Origin of the sequence: Streptomyces sp. WMMB303 (assembly GCF_029351045.1) — a bacterium.
Classification (GTDB): domain Bacteria; phylum Actinomycetota; class Actinomycetes; order Streptomycetales; family Streptomycetaceae; genus Streptomyces.
Genome location: NZ_JARKIN010000001.1, coordinates 182,668 through 207,518, shown reverse-complemented (window position 1 = coordinate 207,518; position 24,851 = coordinate 182,668). Strand labels below are relative to the sequence as shown.

The 24,851-nt window shown below is 72.5% G+C and carries 21 protein-coding genes and 1 pseudogene; 10 read left to right on the top strand and 12 right to left on the bottom strand.

Annotated features, from left to right (window positions below):
* Positions 1–77: 77 nt before the first annotated feature.
* The 4 genes from P2424_RS00965 (at position 78) to P2424_RS00950 (ending at position 3,711) form a co-directional block, all read left to right on the top strand.
* Positions 78–1,283, top strand: a complete 1,206-nt coding sequence (locus P2424_RS00965) for a cytochrome P450 (protein WP_276473903.1) — start codon at positions 78–80, stop codon at positions 1,281–1,283.
* Entirely contained in the window at positions 1,280–1,516 is a 237-nt protein-coding gene (locus tag P2424_RS00960; protein WP_276473902.1) for a ferredoxin, read from the top strand. Before P2424_RS00965 ends, P2424_RS00960 begins: the two co-directional genes overlap by 4 nt.
* A 208-nt stretch (positions 1,517–1,724) precedes the next feature.
* Positions 1,725–3,296 (top strand): phenylalanine aminomutase (D-beta-phenylalanine forming), encoded by a 1,572-nt coding sequence (locus P2424_RS00955; protein WP_276473901.1) that lies wholly within the window; start codon positions 1,725–1,727, stop codon positions 3,294–3,296.
* A gap of 22 nt (positions 3,297–3,318) precedes the next feature.
* Positions 3,319–3,711 (top strand): nuclear transport factor 2 family protein, encoded by a 393-nt coding sequence (locus tag P2424_RS00950; RefSeq protein WP_276473900.1) that lies wholly within the window; start codon positions 3,319–3,321, stop codon positions 3,709–3,711.
* Between the two features lie 49 nt (positions 3,712–3,760).
* Here P2424_RS00950 and P2424_RS00945 read toward each other — a convergent pair whose 3' ends face one another.
* The 6 genes from P2424_RS00945 to P2424_RS00920 all read right to left on the bottom strand — a co-directional run bounded on the left by P2424_RS00945 (position 3,761) and on the right by P2424_RS00920 (position 10,869).
* Positions 3,761–5,347: a benzoate-CoA ligase family protein gene (locus tag P2424_RS00945; protein ID WP_276473899.1), complete on the bottom strand. Its 1,587-nt coding sequence runs from the start codon at positions 5,345–5,347 to the stop codon at positions 3,761–3,763.
* A 124-nt stretch (positions 5,348–5,471) separates the two neighbouring features.
* Positions 5,472–6,863, bottom strand: coding sequence for an FAD-binding oxidoreductase (locus P2424_RS00940; protein ID WP_276473898.1), 1,392 nt, complete (start codon positions 6,861–6,863; stop codon positions 5,472–5,474).
* 60 nt (positions 6,864–6,923) lie between these two features.
* A complete protein-coding gene (locus P2424_RS00935) occupies positions 6,924–7,952 on the bottom strand; it encodes an acyltransferase domain-containing protein (RefSeq protein ID WP_276473897.1) in 1,029 nt (342 codons plus the stop codon).
* 61 nt (positions 7,953–8,013) lie between these two features.
* Entirely contained in the window at positions 8,014–8,262 is a 249-nt protein-coding gene (locus tag P2424_RS00930) for an acyl carrier protein (protein ID WP_276473896.1), read from the bottom strand.
* 100 nt (positions 8,263–8,362) lie between these two features.
* On the bottom strand, positions 8,363–9,601 hold the full coding sequence (locus P2424_RS00925; protein WP_276473895.1) for a ketosynthase chain-length factor: 1,239 nt from the start codon (positions 9,599–9,601) through the stop codon (positions 8,363–8,365).
* Positions 9,598–10,869, bottom strand: coding sequence for a beta-ketoacyl-[acyl-carrier-protein] synthase family protein (locus P2424_RS00920; RefSeq protein WP_276473894.1), 1,272 nt, complete (start codon positions 10,867–10,869; stop codon positions 9,598–9,600). The genes P2424_RS00925 and P2424_RS00920 overlap by 4 nt, the downstream gene beginning before the upstream one ends.
* 187 nt (positions 10,870–11,056) lie before the next feature.
* Between P2424_RS00920 and P2424_RS00915 the strand changes: the two genes are divergently transcribed.
* The 3 genes from P2424_RS00915 to P2424_RS00905 are packed head-to-tail and all read left to right on the top strand — an operon-like array spanning position 11,057 to position 13,835.
* The gene (locus P2424_RS00915; protein ID WP_276473893.1) at positions 11,057–11,857 is read left to right on the top strand and encodes an SDR family NAD(P)-dependent oxidoreductase; all 801 of its coding nucleotides are present in this window, start codon (positions 11,057–11,059) and stop codon (positions 11,855–11,857) included.
* Positions 11,858–11,892: 35 nt separating this feature from the next.
* On the top strand, positions 11,893–12,639 hold the full coding sequence (locus P2424_RS00910) for a class I SAM-dependent methyltransferase (RefSeq protein WP_276473892.1): 747 nt from the start codon (positions 11,893–11,895) through the stop codon (positions 12,637–12,639).
* A complete protein-coding gene (locus tag P2424_RS00905; protein ID WP_276473891.1) occupies positions 12,636–13,835 on the top strand; it encodes a thiolase family protein in 1,200 nt (399 codons plus the stop codon). Before P2424_RS00910 ends, P2424_RS00905 begins: the two co-directional genes overlap by 4 nt.
* A 79-nt stretch (positions 13,836–13,914) precedes the next feature.
* On the opposite strand, the gene P2424_RS00900 is transcribed toward P2424_RS00905, so the two are convergent.
* Both P2424_RS00900 and P2424_RS00895 read right to left on the bottom strand, forming a co-directional pair.
* Positions 13,915–14,691, bottom strand: a complete 777-nt coding sequence (locus P2424_RS00900) for an enoyl-CoA hydratase/isomerase family protein (protein WP_276473890.1) — start codon at positions 14,689–14,691, stop codon at positions 13,915–13,917.
* Positions 14,688–16,301 carry an AMP-binding protein gene (locus P2424_RS00895; protein WP_276473889.1) on the bottom strand — a complete coding sequence of 538 codons (1,614 nt, stop codon included), beginning with the start codon at positions 16,299–16,301 and terminating at the stop codon, positions 14,688–14,690. The genes P2424_RS00900 and P2424_RS00895 overlap by 4 nt, the downstream gene beginning before the upstream one ends.
* Positions 16,302–16,513: 212 nt before the next feature.
* Between P2424_RS00895 and P2424_RS00890 the strand changes: the two genes are divergently transcribed.
* Positions 16,514–16,972, top strand: a complete 459-nt coding sequence (locus P2424_RS00890; protein WP_276473888.1) for a nuclear transport factor 2 family protein — start codon at positions 16,514–16,516, stop codon at positions 16,970–16,972.
* Between the two features lie 78 nt (positions 16,973–17,050).
* Here the strand turns inward: P2424_RS00890 and P2424_RS00885 are convergent, their stop codons facing one another.
* Positions 17,051–17,902, bottom strand: coding sequence for an AfsR/SARP family transcriptional regulator (locus tag P2424_RS00885; RefSeq protein ID WP_276473887.1), 852 nt, complete (start codon positions 17,900–17,902; stop codon positions 17,051–17,053).
* 912 nt (positions 17,903–18,814) lie between these two features.
* On the opposite strand from P2424_RS00885, the gene P2424_RS00880 reads away from it, so the two are divergent.
* Complete coding sequence (locus P2424_RS00880; RefSeq protein WP_276473886.1) at positions 18,815–19,864, top strand: LacI family DNA-binding transcriptional regulator; 1,050 nt, start codon at positions 18,815–18,817, stop codon at positions 19,862–19,864.
* Positions 19,865–19,870: 6 nt separating this feature from the next.
* Here P2424_RS00880 and P2424_RS00875 read toward each other — a convergent pair whose 3' ends face one another.
* From P2424_RS00875 to P2424_RS00865, 3 genes are all read right to left on the bottom strand, one after another.
* Positions 19,871–20,581, bottom strand: a complete 711-nt coding sequence (locus tag P2424_RS00875; RefSeq protein WP_276473885.1) for a sulfite exporter TauE/SafE family protein — start codon at positions 20,579–20,581, stop codon at positions 19,871–19,873.
* Positions 20,578–22,017, bottom strand: a complete 1,440-nt coding sequence (locus P2424_RS00870; RefSeq protein WP_276473884.1) for an amidohydrolase family protein — start codon at positions 22,015–22,017, stop codon at positions 20,578–20,580. Before P2424_RS00870 ends, P2424_RS00875 begins: the two co-directional genes overlap by 4 nt.
* Positions 22,018–22,119: 102 nt before the next feature.
* Positions 22,120–23,604, bottom strand: coding sequence for a uracil-xanthine permease family protein (locus tag P2424_RS00865; protein WP_276473883.1), 1,485 nt, complete (start codon positions 23,602–23,604; stop codon positions 22,120–22,122).
* 477 nt (positions 23,605–24,081) lie between these two features.
* On the opposite strand from P2424_RS00865, the pseudogene P2424_RS00860 reads away from it, so the two are divergent.
* Positions 24,082–24,819 (top strand): annotated as a pseudogene (locus P2424_RS00860) (zinc-binding dehydrogenase); the annotation flags it as partial.
* Positions 24,820–24,851 lie beyond the last annotated feature (32 nt).

The following is a 24,851-nucleotide window of genomic DNA, read 5'->3' as shown; positions in this document are numbered from 1 at the left end:
TCCCGCCGGGCTTCGCGCCGGCCGCGGACCGGCCGGGTGGACGGCGAGCACTTCCCCTCGACGCACAGGAGGAGTCAGTGACCACCCACAGCCGGCAGGTACGGGACTTTCCCTTCGGGACCCCCGCACGCCTGTCCATGGAGCCGCTCTTCGCGACGCTGCGCGAAACCGAACCCCTCAGCCGCGTGCGCCTCCCGTACGGCGGCGAAGCGTGGCTGGTGACGCGCTACGAGGACATCAGGACGGTGCTGGGCGACCCCCGGTTCGGCAGAGCCGCGACACTGCACGAGCAGGCTCCGCGGATCCAGCCCGACCCGGCAGGCGAAGGCGTCCTGATGTCGCTGGACCCGCCGGATCACACCCGGCTGCGCAAGACAGTCGCCGGAGTGTTCACCAAACGCCGGGTGGAGGAGCTGCGGCCCCGCACGGAACGGATCGCCCGGGAGTTGCTGGACGCCATGGAGGCCGTCGGTCCGCCCGCGGACCTGGTCACGTCCTTCGCGCTGCCGCTGTCCGTCACCGTGATCTGCGACCTGCTCGGCGTGCCGCGGGCGGACCGTGAGAAGCTGCGGGGCTGGTCCGACGCGTTGCTGTCCACCACGGCGTGCACCCCGGCCGAGACGGCGGCGTCCACCGAGGCGCTGGCCGACTACTTCGCGACACTGGTACGGCAGCGGCGGCAGGAGCCGGCCGACGACCTGCTGGGAGCGCTGGTGGACATCTGCGACAGCCAGGAGGGGCGGCTCGACGAGGGGGAACTGGTGCTCCTCACGCGCGATCTGCTCATCGCCGGTCACGAGACCACGGCGAGCCAGATCGCCAACTGCACCTACCTGCTGCTCCAGCAGCCGGACGGCGCGGTGCGGCCGGACGCGGACGCCCGGATGCCGGTGTCCGCGGTGGAGGAACTGCTGAGGTTCATCCCGCTGGGGTCGGGTGGTTTCCGGGCACGGGTGGCCACCGAGGAGGTGGAGCTGTGCGGTCGGCGGGTGCGGCCCGGCGAGACGGTGTTCGCGCCCACCGTGGCGGCCAACCGGGACCCCGAGGTGTTCCGCGACCCCGGCACGCTGGACTGGGAGCGGTCCCCGAACCCGCACCTGGCCTTCGGACACGGCGTACACCACTGCCTGGGTGCCCAGTTGGCCAGGATGGAGCTCCAGGTCGCCCTGGGCGTGCTGCTGGACCGGCTGCCGGGGCTGCGGCCGGCGGCTGGCGAAGCGGAGATCGAGTGGAAGACGGGAATGCAGATCCGCGGCCCCAAGACGCTGCCGGTGCGCTGGTGACGGGGGAGCCCGCGGCCCCGCGCTGGCGACTGGCGGTCGACGCGGGGCAGTGCATCGGATCGGCCGCCTGCGCGGGTGCCTGCGCCCGCTTCCGGATGACGGCCGACGGCCGCGCCGAGCCGGTGGCCGAAATTGTCGACGCCGAGGAAGCGGTACGGGACGCCGCGGAGTGCTGCCCGGTGGAGGCCATCACGGTGACCGACGCGGACACCGGAGCCCCCGTCGCCCCGTAGCCGGCGACGGCCTTGGACGGGGCTCAAGACCGCCTTGCTCCCGCGTGGAGCGCAGGGCGCTTGAGTGAAGGCAGTGCGGCGCACCGCGTGCGGACCCGCTTGGCCGCGTCCAGGAGAGGCCGCCCGCGTGCCGCGGCACGTGTCCCGTCGTACGGGCCGGCAGCTCGTGCGCAGGGCCTACCGATCTTCCGGCCGCTAAGGGAACTTCATGACCTTCCTCATAGAGCTCGACACGGACGTCACGCTCGACCAGCTCGAGGACGTGGCGCGGCAGCGGACTCCCGTTCGGCTGTCCGCGCCCGTCCGCGACCGGGTCGGCGCCTCGCGGCAGGTCCTGGAGAAGTTCGTCCAGGACGAGCGCGTCATCTACGGCGTCAACACCAGTATGGGGGGCTTCGTCGACCATCTGGTCCCGGTCTCCCGAGCGCGGCAGCTCCAGGAGAACCTGATCAACGCCGTGGCCACCAACGTGGGCGCGTACCTGGACGACACCGCCGTGCGGTCCATCATGCTCTCCCGCATCGTCTCCCTCGCGCGGGGCAACTCCGCGATCACACCGGCGAACCTGGAGAAGCTGGTCGCGGTCTTCAACGCCGGGATCGTGCCCTGCGTCCCGGAGAAGGGTTCGCTGGGGACCAGCGGCGACCTGGGCCCGCTGGCGGCGATCGCCCTCGTCTGCGCCGGCCAGTGGAAGGCCCGCCACCGGGGCCGGACGCTCTCCGGACAGGAGGCCCTCGCCGAGGCGGGTCTGGAGCCCATGGAGCTGGGGTACAAGGACGGCCTCGCGCTGATCAACGGCACCTCCGGCATGGTCGGCCTGGGCACCATGGTGCTGCGGGCCGCCGACCGGCTGGTAACGACGTACCAGCAGGTGTCAGCGCTCTCCGCGGAGGGCCTGGCGGGGATGACCAAGCCCTTCGACCCGCGCGTGCACAGCGTCAAACCGCACCGGGGCCAGCATGCGGTGGCCGCGCGGCTGTGGGAGGGGCTCGCCGACTCGCGGCTGGCGGTCAACGAACTGGAGACCGAGCAGACTCTGGTCGGGGAGATGGGCGCGGAGGCCAAGGCGGGCTCGCTGGCGATCGAGGACGCCTACTCCATCCGGTGCACGCCCCAGATCCTCGGTCCCGTGGTGGACGTGCTGGAGCGGATCGGCACGACCCTGCAGGACGAGCTGAACTCCTCCAACGACAACCCGATCGTGCTGCCCGAGGAGTCGGAGGTGTTCCACAACGGGCACTTCCACGGCCAGTACGTGGCGATGGCGATGGACCACCTGACGCTGGCGCTGGCCACCGTGACCAATCTCGCCAACCGGCGCGTCGACCGCTTCCTGGACAAGAGCAACAGCAACGGGCTGCCCGCCTTCCTGTGCCGGGAGGACCCGGGCCTGCGGCTGGGGCTGATGGGCGGCCAGTTCATGACGGCCTCGCTCACCGCCGAGACCCGCACCCTGACCATGCCCATGTCCGTGCAGTCCCTCACGACCACCGCCGACTTCCAGGACATCGTCTCCTTCGGGTTCGTCGCCGCCCGCCGGGCCCGCGAAGTGGTGGCCAACACCGCCTACGTCGTGGCCTTCGAACTGCTCTGCGCCTGCCAGGCGGTCGACATCCGGGGCGCGGAGGGGCTGTCGTCCTGGACCAGGCCGCTCTACGAGCGCACCCGCGCGATCGTGCCGTTCCTCGACCGGGACGTCACGCTGACCGACTACGTCGAGCAACTGGCCGCGGAGCTGACCGGCGACGGGTTCGCCGCCGATACCGCGCCGGTGCGCTGAGCCCCGGGCAGGAAGGAGAGCCATGAGTACGACACTGTCCGAACACGCGGTCGCGAATTTCGTCCGGGACTGGAGCACGGCCGAGGAACGCGGCGATCACACCGCGCTGGACGGACTGCTCGCGGACGACTTCGTGGGAGTCGGACCCCGCGGATTCATCCGCAGCCGCGAGCAGTGGCTGGAGCGCTACCGGTCGAAGACCGTGCGCAATTCCTCCTTCGAGGTGAGTGATCTGCGCATCCGCATCCTGGGCGGGACGGCCGTGGTGGTCGCCGCGCAGACTCAGGAGAGCGTCAACGGGGACGCCGACGCCAGCGGAGCCTTCCGTTTCACACTGATCGTCACCGGCGAGGCCGGGCGGCTGCGCCTCGCGGGCCTGCACCTGAGTCCGCGGGCCGCGGCGGCCTCCGGCTGAGCCGCCGGCCACTCGGCCCGGCTCCCGGCCCGGCGGCCGTCCGCGCCGGTCATCCGGCGCGGACGGCTTCCGCGTCCCCGGCCCCGCCGTCCGCCGCGGTGTCCTCCCGGGCCCGGAGGGCGAAGCGCTGGAGCTTGCCGGTCGTCGTGCGGGGGAGGGCGGCGACGAACTCCACCAGGTGCGGGAACTGGTGGCCGGGCAGCCGGTGCTTGCACCACTGCCGCAGCTGCCGCGCCAGCTCCTCGGAGCCCCGCTCGCCGTGGTGCAGCACGATGAAGGCTTTGATCCGGGTCAGCCGGTCGGTGTCCACACCGACCACGCCCGCCTCGGCGACCTCGGGATGCTGCTGGAGGACGGCCTCGATCTCGGTGGGCGCGACCCATAGCCCGGAGACCTTCAGCATGTCGTCGGCGCGGCCCTCGAACCAGTAGTACCCGTCCTCGTCGCGGCGGTAGCGGTCACCGGTGCGGTACCAGGTGCCGTGCAGCACCGAACGGGTCCGGTCGGCCCGATGCCAGTACCGGTCCATCATGCTGCCGCCCTGCACGTACATCTCCCCGCTGCCCGGTCCCTCGATCTCGCCGCCCTCGGGGCGGACGAGCCGGATCCGGTAGCCGGGCACGGCCTTGCCGGACGACCCGGGGCGCAGCGCCCGCGGGGAGTTGCTGCAATAGACGTGCAGCATCTCGGTGGAGCCGACCCCGTCCAGCACGTCGAGGCCGGACAGGTCCCGCCACCGCTGCCAGACGTGGACCGGCAGCGTCTCTGCCGCCGAGACGCACAGCCGCAGCGAGCCCAACTCCCGGCGGCCGGCCTCGGGCGAGCGCGGCATGGCGTTGTACAGGGCCGGTACGGAGAAGAGCACCGTGGGGCGGAGCCGCTCGATCGACTCCAGCACCAGGTGAGGGGCGGGGAAGCCGGGCAGCAGCACGCTGGCGGCTCCGGACCACAGCGGAAACAGCAGGCTGTTGCCCAGGCCGTAGGCGTGGAAGAGCTTCGTGGTGGACAGGTGCACGTCGTCCTGGGTCAGGCCGAGGACCTTGCCCGCGTACTGCCGGCAGACGGGCGCGATGTCCCGCTGAAGGTGGACCACCCCCTTCGGGCTGCCCGTGGAGCCCGAGCTGTAGAGCCACAGCGCCGGATCCTCGGAGTGCGTCGCAGCCGGATCCAGCGCGCCGTCGTGGGCCTCGATCAGGTCCGGCAGGCAGAGCCTGACCGCCGGCTCGGACGGTCCGCCGCTGATCACCGTCACGCCGGTCTCCCGTAGCGCCGGGGCCAGTTCCCCGTACCGGTCCGCCTCCACGACGGCCGCCCGTGCGTAGCTGTCCGCGGCGTAGAAGCGGATCTGCTCGGCGACGGTATGGGAGGTGAGCGGCACCGGCACCGGCACAGCGCCGATCCGTGCGGCACCCAGGAAGGCCGTGAAGAACGCCGGTGAGTCGTCCAGCGCGAGCAGCACCCGCTGCTCGCGCTCCACTCCGAGCGCGCGCAGGGCCCGCCCCATCGCGCACATCCTCCGGTGCAGCTCGGCGTAGCTGACCGCACCCTGCGGCCCGAGGAGGGCGGGTTTGGCACCGAGACCGGCTTCCAGGTTGCGGTCGACCAGCGACGAGAGGTTCCAGCGGTCGGCGGTCATGGCGGCTCCTGTTCGAGTGCGTCGGGCGGAACGCGGCTGGGTGCGCCCCTGCCCCGGGTCCGGCGGAACCGGATCCGGGGCAGGGGCAGGGGCAGCGCGGAGAAGGGCGCATGCGGCACGCCGGTCAGGGGGAGTGCGGGGGGATGTTCTGGTTGAGCCGGAAGAGGTTGTCCGGGTCGTAGCGGGTCTTGACGGTCCGCAGCCGCTGGTACTTCTCGCCGTAGGAGTCCCGCGTGCGGTCGGCCTCCCCGGGGTTGAGGAAGTTGACGTAGCCGCCGGAGAGCTTGTCGGCCAGCTTCCGGTAGCCGTCCCTGGCCCAGGCGGTGTGGCGGGCGTCCTCGGTCGGGTCCCGCCACGCGGAGGCCAGGTTGACCACGAAGGGCGTGCGGCGGTTGGGGAAGGCGGTCGCCTCGTCGGGGACGCGCGCCACGGCTCCTCCCAGGTACAGCAGTTCGAGCTGGGTGAACGGGGAGGCGATGCCGGCGGCGTGCTCCAGCACCGTATCGAGGGCCTCGTCGTCCAGCTCGGCCAGGTATCCGCTCTTGGTGTAGACCCGGTCGGGCACGACCGCGCCGGGGAAGGAGTACGCCTGCAGGGCCCGGTAGGGCAGCGTGGCCTTCGTCAGCCCGTGCGGCTTGCCGACCGGCAGGATCGCCTCCAGCTGCCGCTCGCCCTCGTGCGGATCGCCGATCCAGCAGCTCATCGCGCAGATCACCGGCTTGCCGTGCATCTCGGCCGGCAGTTCGGGCAGCGGCGGCGCCAGGCGCAGATACAGGGCCCAGGTCAGCTCGTCCGGTGCCGTCGCCATATGGTCCCGCCAGGCCCGGATGACCTGCGGCCCCTCGTCCAGCGAGTAGTAGGTGCTGGCGAACCGGACGGGGCCCACCTGGTGGAGGCCGAACTCGAACTCCGTGACCACCCCGAAGTTGCCGCCGCCGCCCCGCACCGCCCAGAACAGATCCGGGTTCTCCTCCTCGCTCGCCGTCAGGACGCTGCCGTCCGCGGTGACGACCTGCGCGGAGACCAGATTGTCGATCGAGAGCCCGTACTTGCGGCTCAGCCAGCCGAAGCCGCCGCCCAGTACGAGTCCGCCCAGGCCGGTGTGCGAGACGACGCCGGCCGGTGTGGCGAGCATGTGCGCCTGGGTCGCCGTGTCGAACGCGCCCAGCAGGCAGCCGCCCTGTGTCCGGGCGCGCTGCCGCCGTCGGCTGACCCGGACGCCGTTCATCGGCGAGAGGTCGATGACGATCCCGCCCTCGCATGTGGAGTGCCCGGCCATGCTGTGGCCTCCGCCGCGTACCGCGACGACCAGTCCGCTGCGGCGGGCGAACCCCACCGCCGTCACCACATCCTGGGTGCCGGAGCAGCGGGCGATCAGTGCGGGACGGCGGTCGATGGTGCCGTTCCAGATGCGCCGCGCCTCGTCGTAGTCGGCGTCTCCGGGCCACACCAACTCACCGCGGAATGCGGCGCGGAACGCTGCCACGTCGGCCGGGTCGAGCTCTGGGAAGTGCATAGGTGTCCCTTTCTGCAGCGCTGCTGCTGCGGGGCGTGGTCCCGGGCGGTGGCCGGGAGTTCAGAAGTCCGGCGACAGTTCCGAGGGGGCGCCGGGTCCGGCCGCCAGTTGCTCCAGCGCGGCCCGCACCGCCTTCACGTCGTCGTCGGGGGCGCCGGTCCGGGCCGGCAGCAGGGCGAGGGCCTCCGCGTCGCCGTTGGCGACCGCCGGGGTGCGCCGGGCCAGGGCGGTCAGACTCTGCCCGGGCCCGGCTTCCACCAGCAGGTGCCGGCCCCTGCTCAGCAGACGCTGGAGCGTGGGGCCGAAGAGCACGGGCTCGGCCGGCTGGCTGGTCCAGAACCGCCAGTCGGTGGCGGTCGCCTCGTCGAGCGGGTGACCCGTGTAGGCCGACAGCACGGTGGTGTGCGGCGGGCGCAGCGGTGGGCGGGTGAGCGCTCCGGCGTGCGCGGCGGCGACCCGGCGCATCACCGGATGGTGGAACGGCTGCAGGGCGCGTGCTCGGGAGCAGGTGACACCGGCCCGGCGCAGTGCGGTCTCCACCTGGCTCAGCGCCGGTTCCGGTGCGGAGAGCAACACCTGCCGGGGGCCGTTGACTGCTCCGATGACCACATCCGGCAGCAGATGGGGCTCGACCTCCTCGGGACCGGCGGCCACCGCCAGCATGCCGCCGGGGGGCGCGTGCCGGTAGATCCCGATGTACTCGGAGAGGTAGCGCAGCCCGCAGTCGAAGGTGAAGACGCCCGCCAGGGTGGCGGCCGCCAGTTCTCCCACGCTGTGCCCCAGCACCGCGTCCGGGTGCAGCCCCGCCTCCGCGAGCATTTTTCCCAGCGCGCAGCCGACGGCGTACAGCAGCGGCTGGGCGTAGGAGATGTCGTCGAACGCGGCGGGTGCCTCGGCCGCCAGCCAGCCCGCGCGCAGGGTCCGTCCGGCGGGTCCCAGCGTGTCGAAGGCGTGGTCCATGGTGGCGGTGAAGGACGGTGAGACGCCGTAGAGTCCGGCGGCCATCCGGGGATGCTGGGCGCCCTGGCCCGGGAAGGCGAAGACGACCCGCGGGCGCGAGGTGATCGGGTGCGGTGTCGGCGCGTCCATCTGCTGGCTCCTGCGGCGCTGGGGTGGGCTGAGGGGCGCTGAGGCGATACCGGACGCCGCCTCAGTCCCGTTCGGCGGGCACGTTGGCGTAGTCCAGGACGGCGCGCGGCGTGCGCAGGTCGCGGATGACGTCCTCGGGGATGTCGATGTCGTGGCGGTGCTTGAGCTGGGCCGAGGTCTCCAGCAGCACCAGCGAGTCGTAGCCGAGCATGTCGAACTCGCGGTCGAGGACCTCCTCGCCGTGCGCGGCGGCCTGCTGGTCGCCGGAGCACTCGGTGAGGATCTCCATGAGCTGGTCGAGGCTGAGCATGAGTGCGGGTCCCTTCTCGGCGGCGGATCGGCGTACGGGGGAGATCACTTCAGCGGACGTCAGGGTGCATCGGTGCACGCCCCGGGAGGCGGGGCGGGCATCAGGGCAGCGGGCGCTCGACGACGACCGCGGAGTTGAAGCCGCCCGCACCGCGTGCGAGGACGAGCGCGGTGGACAGCGGGCCGAAGCGCGGTTCGTCGCGGACGAGATCGATCCGGTGGTCCTCGGCGAGCTCGCCGATGTTGACCGCCGGCGGGATGACTCCGTCGCGCAGCGCGAGCAGGGCGCACACCACGTCGAGCGGCCCGCCGCCGGCCATCAGGCGGCCCACCATGGTCTTGGGTGCGCAGACGGGGACGCCGAAGGGGCCGAAGACGGCACGCAGGGCCGCGGCCTCCTGGGCGTCGAGTTCGGGTACTCCGGCCGCGTCGGCGACCACCAGGTCGACGGCGTCCGGCTGCAGGCCCGCGTCGGCGAGCGCGAGTTCGGCGGCCCGCTGCAGTCCGGGCGGCCGCGGCACCCCGGGGGCCGGGTCGAAGGTCGAGGCGTGGCCGGTGATCCTTCCGTACGGGGCTCGGCCCGACCGTGCGCGCGCCGAATCCGCTTCCTCCAGGACGAGTACGGCGCCGCCCTCACCGGGTACATAGCCCCCCGCCCGCCGGTCGAACGGCAGGTAGGCGGTGGCCGGATCGGTGGCCGTGCTGACCGCGCCGGAGGCCAGATGCGAGACCCACCCCCAGGGGTCGAAGGAGGACTCGACCCCTCCGGTGAGCATGAGCCGTCCGCGGCCGCGGTTGATGGTGCGGCGAGCCAGCCCGATCGCGTCGAGACCGCCCGCCTGCTCGGCCACGACCACCCCTCCGGGGCCGCGCATCTTGTGCCGGATGGAGATCTGGCCGGTGTTCACGGCGTAGAACCAGGCGAAGCACTGGTAGACGCTGACGTGCTGAGGCCCCTTGGACCACAGCTTCCGCATCTCGCGGTGCGAGAACTCGAAGCCGCCGGTCGCGTTCGAGGTGACCACGCCGCACTCGTAGGTGCCGAGTTCGCCGACGTCCGCCTGCGCGTCCTCCAGCGCCTGGTCGGCGGCGACCAGCGCGAGCCGGGTGACCCGGTCGGTCTGCGGCAGCAGCCGCCCGGGCAGATGCGCAGCGGCGTCGAAGCCGGTGATCTGCCCGGCCAGCCGTGCCGTGTACGGCTCCGCGTCGAACTCCTGCAGTGGCGCGATGCCCTGGCCGCCCGCCAGCGTGGTGTTCCAGTACTCCTTGGGCCCCAGCCCGGTGGGGGCGGTCACACCCAGCCCGGTGACCAGCACGTCGGTGCTCGCACTCCTGCTCATCCGCGGCCTCCTCGCCACTTCTCCAGCACCATGGCGCTCTGGAACCCGCCGAAGCCGCTGCCGACCGTGAGCACCGTGTCGAGAGCGCGTTCGCGTGCCTCCAGCGGTACGTAGTCCAGATCGCACTCGGGGTCCGGCTCGTGCAGATTCGCGGTGGGCGGCACCACGCTGTCGCGGATGGCGAGCGCGCAGGTGGCCACCTCGATCGCGCCGATCGCACCCAGAGAGTGCCCGATCATCGACTTGATGGAGCTGACGGGGATGTCGTAGGCGTGCTCGCCCAGCGCCTTCTTGAACGCCTCGGTCTCGTGCAGGTCGTTCTGCTTGGTTCCCGAGCCGTGCGCGTTGACGTAGTCGACCGACCTGGGATCGGCGCGGGCCTCGTCCAGCGCCAGGCCGATGGCGCGCGTCATCTCGTCGCCGTCCCGGGCCAGCCCGGTCATGTGGTACGCGTTGGACTGCGCGGCGTACCCGGTGATCGTCCCGTAGATCTCGGCGCCCCGCCGCCGCGCGTGCTCGCTGTCCTCCAGGACCAGCATGGCCGCGCCCTCGGCGATGGCGAATCCGTCCCGGGTCCGGTCGAAGGGCCGGGTGGCGCGCTCGGGGTCGTCGTTGCGGCGGGTAGTGGCCTTGATCGCGTCGAAGCATGCCACGGCGATCGGGGTGACGGGGGCGTCGGTGGCGCCGGCGACCATCACCTCGGCCCTGCCTTCCTGGATGAGCCGGCAGGCGTGACCGAGGGCGTCGATGCCGGAGGTGCAGCCGGCCGAGACGACGGAGACCGGGCCCTCCGCGCCGACCGCCCAGGCCGTCTCGCGGGCGAGAGATCCCGGCACGAAGTAGTCGAACAGATGCGGGGACTGGTAGCTCTGGTCGACCAGCCACTCGCGCCCCTCGTCGGAGAGGACGACGTACTCGTTCTCGATGCTCGTGGCGGATCCCACCGCGTTCCCCACACTCACCCCCAGACGCGTGGGGTCCAGGTCGGTGACCGAGGCGATTCCGGCTTCCGCGGCCGCCCGCCTGGCGCAGGTCACCGCCAGCAGCCCGGCCCGGTCCAGCCGCCGGATCTCCCGGTGGCCGAACCCGCATGCCAGGGGGTCCAGGTCGATCTCTCCCGCCGCCTGCGAGCGGAACGCGGTCGGATCGAAGGCTGTGGTCCTGCGGATGGCGCTGCGCCCCGCAGTGATCATCTCCCAGAAGCCCTCGGTGTCCGTCGAACCGGGCGCAAGGACGCTCAGGCCAGTAATGACAATGTGTCGGCTCACACTCCGAGACCCTGCGGGGCGCCGCTCCAGCAGTGGGCAACCGCCGCTCCCGCGCCGCTCCAGCGCGGCTTGCCGCACCCCGGTGGCCCTGTTGCGCGGGCCTGGACCGGCGCTGCATCAAGTGCCTGGAGTCTCGCTGTCGGGTCGGCACACTCCGGCCGCCCCGACGAAGGGAGAGGGCTTCGCCATGCCCGCACACACCGAGTCCCCGAGCGTCGCCCTGGTCACGGGGGGCACCAGCGGCATAGGTCTGGCCATCGCGCAGGCTCTGCTGCAGGATGGGCTCAAGGTCGTCATCACCGGCCGCGACACCGGCAAGCTGGACACGGCCGTCAGGTCGCTGAAGATGGAGGACGACTGGTTCGACGTGGCCGGCTACGCCTGCGACGTACGGGACCGCGGCGCGGTCCACGACATGGTGGAGCAGTGCGCCAAGGAGCACGGTGAGCCGAGGATCCTGGTCAACAACGCCGGCCGCAGTGGCGGCGGCGCGACGGCCGCGATCCCCGACGAGCTGTGGCTGGATGTCATGGACACCAATCTCAACAGTGTGTTCTGGGTGACGCGCGAGGTCGTCCGGGCCAGCGAGGCCATCAAGCAGCCGACCGGGCGGATCATCAACATCGCCTCCACGGGCGGCAAGCAGGGGGTGCCCTACGGAGCCCCGTACTCGGCCGCCAAGGCCGGTGTCATCGGCTTCACCAAGGCGCTGGCCAAGGAGCTGGCCCTGGCCGGCGGACCGACCGTGAACGCGGTGTGCCCCGGCTATGTGGAGACACCCATGGCCCAGGAGGTACGCACCAGCTACGCCGAGCTCAACCGGATCAGCGAGGAGCAGGTCCTCACCGAGTTCCGGTCCAAGATCCCCATCGGCCGCTACTGCACGCCCGAGGAGGTGGCGGGCATGGTGCGCTACCTGGCAGGCCCGGCCGCCGCGTCGGTGACCGCGCAGGCGCTCAACGTCTGCGGCGGGCTGGGAAGCCACTGACGCCTCGATCCGCCATCCGGAGAGGGAATCCCCGTATGACCATCGATGTATCCCCCGAGTCCGCCGCGTTCGGGTTCGAGGGCCAGCCCTACTACGAGCACCGGCGGCTGCGACTGTACGACGCCGTCGTGGTGCACGCCTCGAACCGGGTGCTCTGGCGCTGCCCCAAGGACCGGCTGCTCGACCATTACAACGAGTGGATCACCTCCCGCCACCTGGAGGTCGGCCCGGGCTCGGGCTACTACCTGGACCACTGCCGCTTTCCCCCGGGCGGTGACCCCGAACTGACCCTGCTCGACCTCAACCCGGACCCGCTGCGGTTCGCCGCCCACCGCCTGCGCCGCTACACCCCGCGGTGCGTGCAGGCCGATCTGCTGGAGCCGCTGTCCGGACTCGGGGCAGGCAAGTTCACATCCATCGCCTGCAACTACGTGCTGCACTGCCTGCCCCGGCCGCCCGGTGGCAAGCAACTCGTCCTCAAGCACCTCAGCCGGGAACTCGCGCCCGACGGCGTGCTGTTCGGCAGCACTGTGCTGTCCGGGGGCGTCAGGCACACCGCCCTCTCCCGCCGCTTCAACCTCCTGTACCAGCGCCAGGGCTCCTTCCACAACCAGCACGACAGCGTGCGCTGGCTGCACCGGGCGCTGGAGGAGAACTTCACCAGCCACTGGATCGAAGTGCGCGGCAGCGTGGCGCTGTTCGCGGCCCGCGCGCCGGCGGACAGCGCACGGGCCGGTGCGGAAGCCCCGGCCGACCTCCCGCCCGAGAGGCCGGGCGTATGACCTCGGCAGCCGTCTACCGGGATGCGGCCGTCCCGCTGCGGGCGCTGTGGTCCTCTCCCTTCGCCCGCTGGGGCGGCGCACTCTCCCGGATCTCCGGCCTGGACGCGGCGGTGGCCGTCACCGACCGGGCGCTGTCGGAACGCGGCGTGGACCGCGACGCCGTCGAGGGCCTGGTGCTCGGCTGGACGGTGCCGCAGCCCGCGATCTTCTACGGGGCCACGACGCTCGCGGCCCGGTTGGACATGCCGGGTGTCTTCGGCCCGATGCTCAGCCAGGCGTGTGCCACCTCCGTCGCGGCCCTCCACCAGGCCGCCGCCTCGGTGTCCACCGGAGCCGGTCCGCAACTTGTCGTCACCGCGGACCGGACGAGCAACGGCCCGGAGCTGTCCTGGCCGGCGGCCGGATCCGAGCGCGGTCCGGCGCGGGAGAACTGGGTGCGTGAGAGCTTCTCCCGCGATCCGGTCACCGGCCGCAGCATGCTGGCCACCGCCGAGGCCGTCGCGGCCGAGTGCGGATTCACCCGCGGGGAGCTGGACACCCTGGCCGTGCTGCGCTCGGAGCAGTACACCGCCGCGCTCGCCGACGACCGCGCCTTCCAGCGCCCCTGGATGGTCGCCGTCGAGGCCGAGGACCCCGAGCACGGCCCGGTACGGCTGACGGCCGACGAGGGGATACGGGCCGTCTCCGCCGAGGCCGCCGGCGAACTGCCGCCCGTCCGTGCTGACGGCGCGCACACCGCCGCCGCGCAGACCCACCCCGCGGACGGCACCGCGGGCGCGCTGGTGACCACAATGGCGCGCGCCCGCGAACTCGCCGACCGGGGCCCGGTCGTGCGGCTGGTGGCGTCCGGCTACGCCCGGGTGGAACCGGCCCGCATGCCCAAGGCGCTCGTACCGGCCGCCCGCGCGGCGCTGGACGCCGCCGGATTGAAGACCGCATCGATGGACGCCGTCCACACGCACAACCCCTTCGCGGTGAACGACCTCTACTTCGCCCGGGAGACCGGGGTACCGCCGGAGGCCATGAACACGACCGGCAGCAGCCTCGTCTTCGGACACCCGCAGGGCCCGACCGGCCTGCGGACGATCACCGAGCTCGCACACGTCCTGCGGGCGCGCGGCGGCGGCCTGGGGCTGTTCACCGGCTGCGCGGCGGGCGACACCGCGGCGGCGCTCATCGTCGAAGTGTCCGACTGACGCGGCCGCACGGACCGGAGGGCCGCAGGCACCGTGCCTGCGGCCCTCCGCCGTCCCCGGGCTTCGCCGTGGCCGCGGTTCATCCCGCGGGACCCGCCAGCGCCCTGGCGAGACCCGCACGGGCGATCCCGCTCGCCTGCACCTGCCGGACGGCTGCACTCTCGCGGGCCATCGCCTCCTCCACCTGGTGCGGGGAGGGCCGCAGCAGCCGCAGATGGGCGGCGGTGGACGAGCCCGGCGGGGTCCACCGGTGGATCAGCCCGACAGCGGCGGGCACCAGCGCGTCCGGCTCCACGACCTCGTCGAAGAGCCCCAGGTCGCGTCCCTGCCGGGCGTCGACGCGAGCACCGCTCAGCACCAGGTCCAGGGCGCGTGACGGGCCGGCGAGCCGGGGCAGGAAGAGGCTGGCGGCGTTGGAGACGGTGAGTCCGACGCCGTTCTCCGGCCACGCGAAGCCCGCCGAGGGCGCGGCGACGCGGGCGTCGAAGCTGAGCGCCAGCTCGCCCGCGCCGCCCACGGCCAGGCCGTTGACGGCGGCCACCACCGGAACCTCGGAGCCGAGCGCGGCCCGCGAGACATCGTTGAACAGATCCATCTCGGCCGGCAGGTCGAGCTGCCCGGCGGTCGCCTCGCGCAGGTCCATCCCGGCCGAGAAGGCCCGCCCCCGGCCGGTGACCACCACTCCGCGCACCAGACGGCCGTCGCCGTAGTGCCGCAGCAGCCCGGCCAGGTCGCGGCGCATGTCCCGGGAGAGGGCGTTGAGCTTCCCCGGACGGCTCAGGGTGAGCACGGCGACGTCGTCCCGGACGGCGACCGTCAGCTCCTCCGGGCTGCGCCGCCGCAGCACACCGCTCATGCCCAGCGGTCCTTCGCCGCGTCGAACGTACCGCTGCGCTGGTCCGTGCCGGGGCGCAGCAGCCGGCTCTTGCGGACCCGCGCCGAGGGCGTCATCGGGAAGCTCTCGACGCACTCCAGGTAGGCAGGCACCTTGAACTTCGCGAGCTGGCGCCGGGTGTGCGCCAGGACGCTGCGGACCGTGTCGACGCTGGGGCGGTAGCCGTCGCGCAGCAGGAGGAAGGCTTTGGGCAGTTCGCCGAACAGCTCGTCGGGGATGCCGACGACGGCGGCTCCCAGGACGGCCGGATGCGCTTCGAGGACGCTCTCCACCTCCGCCGCCGCGATGTTCTCACCCCCGCGCCGGATCACGTCCTTCAGCCGTCCGGCATGGCGGATGCCCCCGTCCGGGTCGGTACAGCCCAGGTCGCCGGTGCGGTACCAACCGCCGCGGAAGGCGCGCCCGGTGCTCTGCGGGCTGTTCCAGTACTCGCGCATCAGGGGCCTGCCGCGGACCAGGATCTCGCCGGTCCGGCCCGGCCGTACCGGGTTGCCCTGCTCGTCGGCGACGACGACTTCCTTGCCGGGCGGCGGACCGCCCAGTCTGCCGGTGCCCGTACAGGCCGCGTCGTCGGGCGGCACGATCAGGTCCAGTCCGCTCTCCGTGGAGCCGTACACCTCGCGCCAGGCCGCGCCCCAGCGCTCCTCGAAGGGCCGGTGCAGCTCGCGCGGAATGCCGGAGCACAGCACCAGGCGCATGGCGTGGTCCCGTTCGCCGGAGGCGGGCGGCTGCTTGTACAGCAGCATCGGCATGCTGCCCAGTACATAGGTGACGGTGGCCCGGTGCTTCCGCACCGCGGGCCAGAAGCCCGACGCGGAGAACCGTTCGAGCACCACCAGCGGGATGCCGTGCATCAGGCACATCACGGCCTTCCACTGGGGATCCACGTAGGAGAACGCCTGCGCGGTGAGGACCACATCGTCCGCGCCGAGACCGGACGCGGCGGCGATCCCCCAGGCCGTGCGCAGCCAGTAGTCGTGGCTGAGCACGCACGCCTTGGGGAAGCCGGTGGTGCCTGAGGTGTACTGGAAGTTGACCGTGTCGTCGGGATGCCACCGCTCCGCGCCCGGCACCCGGCCGCCGGGGCCGTGCACCGCTGCGGCGGCCAGCTCCCGCACCGTACGGACCGCGCAGCGCTGCCGGAGGGGGCCGCCGACCCGGCGGGCCAGGTCCGCGCAGCTCTCCGAGGACAGCAGCAGCGTGGCACCGGAGTCGGTGAGCAGGTGGGCCAGGTCGGACGCGCCGCAGCGGCTGTTCACCGGCACCGTGACGGCACCGGCCTTGACGGCGGCGAGCCAGCACAGCGGCCAGTCGGCGGAGTTCTCCATCTGGAGCGCGATCCGGTCCCCGGGCACCACCCCGTGGGCGAGCAGTGCCCCGGCCAACCGGTCGGTGCGCTCGTCGGCCTCGCGGAAGGTGAGCGTGTCGTCGCCGCAGCGCAGGAACTCCCTGTCCCCGTGCAGCCGGGCCGCGTCCCGGACGAGTTCGGCGAGGTTCTGCCACCGCGGCCCCGTCCGGGAACCCCAAGCGGCGGGAATCGATGCGGGCTGGGCCCGAGGGGCCGGTTCCATGCTGCTGGCCTCCGTCGCGTCAGGTGGTGGCCTGCGCCACCGCTCGTCGTGGGACAGGGCACCAGCGGCGGCTCGCGAGCGAAGCAACGCGGCGTCACCGCGCGGTCTCGGCTGTTGCCCGGGGCGAGCCCCGCGCTTTACCGGGCGTGGAGAGCGGCCTGGAACCGTCGCTGCGAGCAGGAGCAGTGCAAGCCGAGGCGGAGGAGGAAGCATTGACGACCCATGTCCCGCATGAGGTGGAGGAGAGCCCGGTGGCCGGTGCGCTGTTCGTCGAAGTACAGCAGTTCTACGGTCGGCACATGCGCGCCATGGACGAGGGCCGGGTGGCGGACTGGACGGGCGACTTCACCCCGGACGCGGTGTTCGCCACCAACGCGCGGGCCGAACCGCAGCGCGGCCGGGACGAGATCGCCCGGAACGCGGCGGCGGCCGCGCGGCAACTGGAGGAGAAGGGCGTCCTGCGCCGCCACTGCGTCAGCACGCTGGAGGTCGACGAGGACTCCTCGGGGGTGTTCGTGGCCCGGATGTACGCCCTGATCAGCAAGACCGTCGTCGGTGGCGCCCCGGAGCTGGAGTTCGTCTGCACCTGCCAGGACGAGCTGGTGCGGCAGTCCGGACGGCTGTTCATCAGGCACCGGCAGGTCTACCGGGACGACCTGCCCCGGATCTGACCCTCCGGCCGGAGTCCGCGAGCCGGGAGACGCGCCCGGCCCGCGGGCGGCGGCGCGAGTGCCGGCCGCCGCGGCCGGTCACGCCTTCCAGGGGTTGGCTGCCGGCCACTTCAGCCGCAGCGGCGGGGGATCGGTGGTCCGTCCGGGGAACGGGGTCGAGCGTGCGCTGTCCAGCCGCGGGTCCGCGGAGAGGATCGCCTGCTGCAGCGTCTGCAGCTCCCGGGACGGTTCCAGGCCGAGCTCGGTCACCAAAGACTGCCGGAGCTGGTTGAAGATCTTGAGTGCCTGGGGCCGCCGCCCGCAGCGGTAGAGCGCCAGCATCAGTTGGCGGTGGAATCCCTCGTGCTGCGGGTACTGGGACGCGAGACCGCTCAATTCACTGAGCACCTCGTGATGCCTGCCGAGTTCGAGTTCCGCCTCGATCCGGGTTTGCTGGACACCGCTGCGGCTCTCCTCCAGTCGCACGATCTCCGCCTCGAGATGTAATCCCCGCCGTACGTTCGCCAGCGGCGGCGCGGCAAAGATGTTCAGCGCCGCGCGGAACTGTTCCACGGCCGTCGGATGATCGCCCGATTGAAAGGCGTGCTGCCCGGCGAGGCGATACTTTTCGTAGCGCTGGAGGTCTATCTTCTCCGGTGCGACGCGGAATTCGTAACCATTCGGTGTGGTGACGAGTACATCCTTCGGGGATGTGTTTCCGAGGAGGTCGCCCAGCATTTGGCGAAGTTGAAATATGTACGTCTGCAGGGCACTCAACGCACTTCGGGGAGGCCGCTCGGCCCACAGCTCCTCGATCAACGCATCGGTGCTGACCAGCCGGTTCGCGTTGACCAATAGGAGGGCGAGCACCTGCCTGGCTTTGGGTGCGCTCGGCGTCCTGGTGCTGTCCCAGGTCCTCAGTGCAACATGCCCGAGAACTTCAACGTCCACAGTTCCATCACCCCGTCCGCGGTTTGAAAAACGACACAGTGGGCACCGAAGCGATTTCGGGTGCGATTCCTGGGGCGCTCGCCCCGCGTGCGGCCCTGCCGGGCGCTTCGTGTTACGCGCGGAATGACACCGCTATTCCCCGCCGCCGAGGCGCCTTTGCCGCAGCGGGGGTCGTTTGGAGTCTATGTATGTGACGGAAACGTATCCGGGTGACAATTTCATGGTCAAGGACTCGGGAGGCGAATCCGGCCATATTCGGTTTTCCTATTTGGTTGTCACATGCATGGTCATCAGGAAGCCGCCTCCCGCATCCGGGCGGGGCGGGTCGGATCTGAGCCGTCCGGGCCGTTCTTCCCTTCTCGTAAGGGTAGAGTCCGGTTCCCTTCCTGCCCCGCCGCGGCACGGCCGCGCTCCGGGCCGCGGCCGCGGGCGGCGGCATCCGGTGCGCGGGGTTGGCCGGGTTCCTGCGCTCCGCCGCCTCGGGAGTGACTCGCGGGATCCGGCGGCCGGCCGGGCCCAGCCGCTCCCGGGGCGCGGTGTCGCCGGAGGTCAGGGCCGTGTGCCGAGGGGTGGCCGGACCGTGCCGGTGCGCTGCCCGGCGGGGTCCAAGGGCGGGGCCGAGGCGGCCCAAAGAAGCAGGCAGCTTGTCTGATTACTGATGTCGCGGCCTGTGTGTTTCGTTACATCCGGAATGAGGTTCCGTCAGGGTGGCTGGTCCCTCCGTCCTCGCGCACCCGTCCACGCACACTGCACCCCCGAGCCCCTGACGCCCCGTCGCCCACGGCCTCCTCGGCAGCGCAAAGCTCCCCGTGGCCCGCGGCACACCGTGCGGTTCCGGCCGGGAGCGCTTACCACCGCAAGAGCCGATCGGGGAGACTGAGGCCACCCAGACCGTGAGGAGTTCTCGCACCGATGCCCAGCCCCCGCCCGGGTTCCGCACCGCGGCAGCCGACGATCGCCGATGTCGCGCGGGCCGCCGCCGTCTCCCGCACCACCGTCTCGCACGCGCTCAACGGGCTGGGCAAGGTCGATCCCCGCACCCGTGAGCGGGTCAAACGCGTGGCCGAGGAACTGGGCTACCGCCCGAATCTGCGGGCCCAGCGGCTGCGGCGCGGAGAGGCCAGGGCCATCGCGCTGCTGTCCTCGATGCCGCTGGCGGTGGCCGGGGGACCCTCCCGGCTCGGGTTCTACATGGAGGTGGCAGCGGCCGCCGCCGAGCACGCCCTGGCGCACGGTTTCGCCCTGGTGCTGCTGCCGCCGGGTGAGTCGGGCGCCGGACTGGCGACGGTGGACGTGGACGGGGCGATCGTCGTGGAACCCGGGGAGGCCGATCCGGTCGTCGCCGAGCTGACCCGGCGGGGGCTGCCCTGCGTGGCGCTGGGCCGCCCGCCGGGCCCCGACGGCGAGCCCAGTGTCGACCTCAACGCCGAGGCGGTCGCCGCACTGCTGCTGGACCACCTCGCGCGGCAAGGAGCCCGGCACCCCGCCCTGGTCACGGCTGCCGGAGCCCGGTCCTCCGCGCTGGACGCGCGGGCGGCCTACGCGCGGGCCGCCGAGCGGTACGGATGGCGACCGGTGGCGGCGGTCGCCGAAGAGTCCGGCGGCGAACAGGCGGGCTACGAGGCGGTCGCGGCGCTGCTGCGCGACCATCCGCGTACCGACGCGCTGTGCGTACTGGTCGACGCCTTCGCGGTCGGCGCGGTACGGGCGGTGCGCGAGAGCGGGCGCACCGTCCCGGACGACGTCATGGTCGTCACCCGCTACGACGGCCTGCGGGCCCGGACCTGCACCCCCGCGCTGACGGCCGTCGACCTCCATCTCGAACAGGCCGCCGCGGCCGCGGTCGAACTGCTGCTGCGCCGACTGCGCGACGAACCGCCGTACTCCTCCGTGCGGGCGCCGGACCCGACGCTGGTGGCGCGTGCGTCCTCCAGTCGCGGGCCCGGAGTCGCCGACACGTAGGACAGCTCAGATTCCCAGCATCAGCACCACCCCGGACACCAGCGCGAAGGCCAGCACGGCCAGCCGCAGCCGGCGCGCGTCCAGCCGGTGGTGCACGAACCGGCTCAGGGCGGCGCCGGCCGCCAGCGCGGGCAGCACCCAGAGCACGGTGCCGAGATGGTCCGCCCCGCCACGCCCGGTCGCGAACAGCAGCGCCAGGGAGGCGATCTCGCCGACCAGGAAGCAGACAGCGACCGTGGAGCGCAGCTCGGCGGGCGGCCGATGCTGGTACACCAGCGCGAGCGGCGGCCCGCCCACCCCCGTGGCCGTCTCGGTGACTCCGGTGACCAGCCCGGCGCCCAGATAGGCGCCGCGGCCGGGGGCGAACTCCGGTGCCGCCAGGCTGACCAGGGCGGCGAGCACGGTCGCGGCCCCGACGAACAGACCGAGGTCGCGTTCCGGGATCGCGGTGAGCAGCAGCAGCCCCGCCGGGGTGGCCGCCAACCGGGCACCGGTGATCCAGCCGGCCCCGCGCAGATCGACGCTGGACCGCTCCCGCCAGGCCACGTACAGGTTGAGCGGAATCATCGACGCCAGCAGGAAGACCGGCAGCAGTCCCGGGTCCACCAGACCGGCCACCGGGGCCACGATGAGCGCGAAGCCGAGGCCGCTGGCGCCCTGCACGAAGGCCGCCACGGCCACCGTCGCCGCCAGCAGCGCGAGGAGTTCGCCGCTCATCGGGCGGCCTCCGTGGAGGGCCGGTGGACCCGGACCACCGGCGCCCGGTCCACCACGGCGCGGGCCGACTCCCGGGCCCGCGCGACCAGTTCCGGCCCGTCCCAGTCCACGGGGCGGCCGTACCACAGGCGCAGCCGCCCGGCGGTGTAGACCGCGGTGATCTGGTCGCGGTTGCCGCGCCGCACCAGTTCCCACGGAAGGTCGTGCGAGGGGCACATCTCCGGCCCGGTGAGGTCGACGAGGAGGAAGTCGGCGGCGGCGCCCACGGCCACCAGGCCCGTCCGTACGCCGCCGGCTCCCGGCCCCGGTCCGCCGCCCAGCCCGACGGCGTCGGCGCCGAGCCGGGTGCCGTGCTCCAGCCAGGTCCGGCCGCCGCCGCAGGAGGAGTCCCCGGTGGCCATGCCGTGGGTGAGGCGCTGGGCGGTCTCGGCGGCGTCGAGCAGCCGGAAGGCGTCCCCGCGGGTGCCGTCGGTCCCCAGCCCGAACCGGATCCCCTCCTCGGCCATGGTGAGTGCCGGTGCCACGGCGTTGCCCTTCCAGGCGCTGGCCACCGGGTTGTAGCTGACGGCGGTTCCGGTGTCGCGCAGGAGGGCGAGTTCGTGCGGGGTGAGCAGGGTGGCGTGCGCGGCGAGCAGGTGCGGGCCGAGCACGCCCAGTTCGTGCAGATGCTCCAGCGGCCGCGAACCGTGCCGCAGCAGCGAGCGTTCGACTGCGGCGAGATGCTCGTTGACGTGGATCTGCAGGACCGCTCCGGCCTCGGCGGCCAGGTGCGCCATGGCGCGCAGGGTCGGCTCGCTCGCCGCCTCCGGTATGGAGACGGCGAGCGAGGGATGCACCAGCGGGTCGTCCGCGTAGCGCGCGAGGTGCTTCTCCGCCCGGACCCGCACCTCCCGGGCCGCGCCGGTGGCGCCGTTGCCCGCGCCCTGGTCGGCGTCGTTGCAGATCTGCCCGAGCACACAGCGCAGTCCCGCGTCGCGGGCGGCGTCCGCCACGACGTCCACGTCCACCGGGGCGCGGGTCCCGGCTTCGGCGACGGTGGTGAACCCGCCGCGCAGCGCCTCCAGGGCGGCGAGTTTCGCCGCCACGTACGCCGACTCCTCGTCCAGGGCGCCCTCCAGCGGCACCCACACCCGGCGGAAGATCTCCGAGGGTTCACCGAAAGCCAGTGCGGCGCCGAAGCTCTGGGTGAGGTGGTGGTGGGCGTCGACGAAGCCGGGCAGCAGGGCGGTGCCGGGCAGCCGGACCGGCGTCAGGTGCGGGTAGTCCCGGATCAGGCGGGCGACCGGGCCCACGGCGGTGAACTCACCACCGTGCACGAGGACCGCGTGCTCGGCGGCAGGTCCGCCGGGCAGCAGTACGGTTTCGGGGGCCAGCAGCAGGGGCTCGTCGTCGCTCCGCGCGAGGGAGCCGGGCGCGGGCAGGTGCAGGGGATGCATGGTGTCCTTGCCGTAGAGATGTTCGTGTTCAGGATATTCGTGGCGTTCGTGGTGTTCGTGGTGCTGGACCGGAGGCGTCGGGGCGCGGAGAGGAACGTGCGGTCAACGGGTGGGGGACCTGCCCTCTGCAGCGGCGGTGGCGTCGGTGTCCGCCGGCTCCGCGGCCTCCGGCGTCTCCGCCGTCTCCGTGGTCCCGGCCGTCTCCGTGGCCTCCGCCGGCTCCGCGGCGGGACGGGCGCGCCAGGGCACGCGGTGGAAGAGCGCGTGCAGCAGGGCCGCGCTGAAGGCGCCGACCGCGACCCCGCTCTCCAGCAGGATTCGCAGGTTCGGGGGCAGGTGGTCGTACACACCGGGTACCAGGATGGGCAGCAGCCCGAGCGCCAGGGCGACGGCGACGATGAACGTGTTGGTGTGGTCGTCCAGGCCGCTGCGGCCGAGCATGTGCACCCCCAGCACGGTGATCACCCCGAAGACGACCAGGGCGGTGCCGCCCACGACCGGTGCGGGGATGGCGTTGACGATCCAGGCCACGGGTGCGAGGAAGCCGATCGTGATCAGGACGAGGCCCGCGGCGACGGTGACGAAGCGGCTGCGGACCCCGGTGATCCGCACGATGCCGATGTTCTCTCCGCTGGTGACCATCAGCGGCAGCCCGAAAAAGCCGCCGGCCAGTGAGATGACGGCGTCCCCGCGGATGGTCCGCGGCGCGTCGCGACGGGCGTCCGGGTCCTTGCCGACGGCCTCGCTGTTGATCACGGTCTGGCCGGTGGCCTCTGCCATCGAGGCGAGGCTGTAGACCAGCAGTGGCAACGAGGCGAGCAGGCTGAACTGCGGTGCTCCGAACGGCATCAGTTCCGGTGCGTGCAGCAGCGCGCCGCCGCCGGTCGCGGTCGGATCCACCCGGCCCAGCAGCGCTGCCAGCCCGGTTCCGGCCAGTAGCCCGAGCATGACGGAGAGCTGACGCAGCGTGCCGCGCAACAGCCCGTAGGCCGCGGCGGTGCAGCCGACCGTGGCCAGGCCGAGCAGCAGGGCGCGCGGTTCGCCGAAGTCGCTGCTTCCGGGGCGCCCGGTGACCAGCAGCGCGCCGACCTTCACGAGGTTCACACCGACGATGACGATCATCGTCCCGATGACCAGCGTGGGGAAGAAGCGCAGCAGCCGGGAGAAGACCGGCAGGACCACGAAGTAGAAGACGGCGGTGATGATGACCGCACCGCTGGCCGTACGCAGGCCGTGCTGGTCGGCGATGGAGAGGAAGAGGATCAGCGGGGCGCCGCCGGGCAGCATCACGAACGGCAGTCGTGCCCCGATGCCCCAGGGGCCCAGTGACTGGAGGAGCGAACCGAGCCCGGAGAGCACGAAGGCGGCGGACAGCAGGTTGGCCGTGAGGGCCGGGGTCAGATGGAGGGTGGAGCTGACCAGGAAGACGCTGGAGATGGGCGTGGCGGCCATGACCAGCACGTGCTGGACGCCGAACAGCAGCATCCGGTGCACCGGGCGGGGGTCGTCGACGGGGTGTTTCGGTGGGCCGGCGGCGCCTGCCGCGGCGGGGTCCGGGCCAGGGTGAAGAGCGTTGCGTAGCGACACGGTTGGGCTCCGTTCCGGATTCGGCTCGCTCGGTTCCACCTGCGTATCCGGGCCCGGACGGTGGCCGGAACACAGGGGCCAAATCGATTTGGCCGCCAGTATGGGCGGCGCGTCACGGTGCGTCAACACATCGCCTCGGACTTCGGTGCGGCTCCCTGTGTCCCGCTTCCGGGCCGACGTCGTCGACCGGCACCTCGCCCAGCGCGATCCCGCCGCCCGAGGGAAGGGCTGACGCCTCAAGACCACTGCAGTGCCGGGCGGTTCTGTACCCGTCACCGCGTCATCCCCGGAGGGGCGCAGAGCTCGACGCGCCGCGAGTCGCCCTGACACAGATCGTCAACTGGTTGATCCTCGCGGGGCTGGCCGCTGTCCCGGTCCTGCGTAAGGGTTCCGAGAAGGCAGCAGTGCGGCATCCGCGCACTCGATCAGTTGCCGTGCCGAGTGTTCAGGCACCTACACGAGAGAAGGAAACCCCCTATGCGCGCCCTTGTGGTCGATCACAGTGAGGCCGGACCCGTCCGGTTCGCCGATGTCGATGAGCCCGTACCGTCCACCGGTGAGGCGTTGGTCGAGATACGGCACATCTGCCTCAACTTCGGAGAGCTGAACTACGTGCACCGATGGCCGGCCGGCGCTGTGCACGGTCATGACGCGGCCGGCGTAGTGGTGCGCGCCGCGGCCGACGGCTCGGGGCCGCTCGAAGGTACGCGCGTCGCAGTGGGAATGGCTCCCCACGCGTGGGCGGAGCGGGTGGCGGTCAGCCCTGCCTCGCTCGGCACCGTCCCCGAGGGCGTGGACCTGGCCGACGCCGCCGCGCTGTGGATCGCCGGAGTCACCGCACTCCGGGTGCTGCGCAAGCGGTCCTTGCTGGCGTGCAACGTGCTGATCACCGGCGCCAGCGGGGGAGTGGGGCACTTCGCCGTGCAGTTGGCGGCCCTGGCAGGCGCGCGGGTGACGGCCCTCGTCGGTTCGCCGGAGCGGGCTGCCGGACTCCGTGAGCTCGGCGCCGACAGAGTCCTGACCGAGCTGGCCGGGACCGGGGACCGGTTCGACCTCGTCCTGGACACGGTCGGCGGGCCGCTGGTGGCCCGGGCGTGGAGTTCTCTCGCCGAGGGCGGCACCCTCCACCTGGTCGGCTACTCCTCGGGACAGGAATCCACGTTCCCGTCAGGGGCCCTGTTCGGCTTCGGCGAACCCCGCAGCATCGCCACCTACCGAGGCGCTTAGCGAGAGTGCCCCGTCCTTCA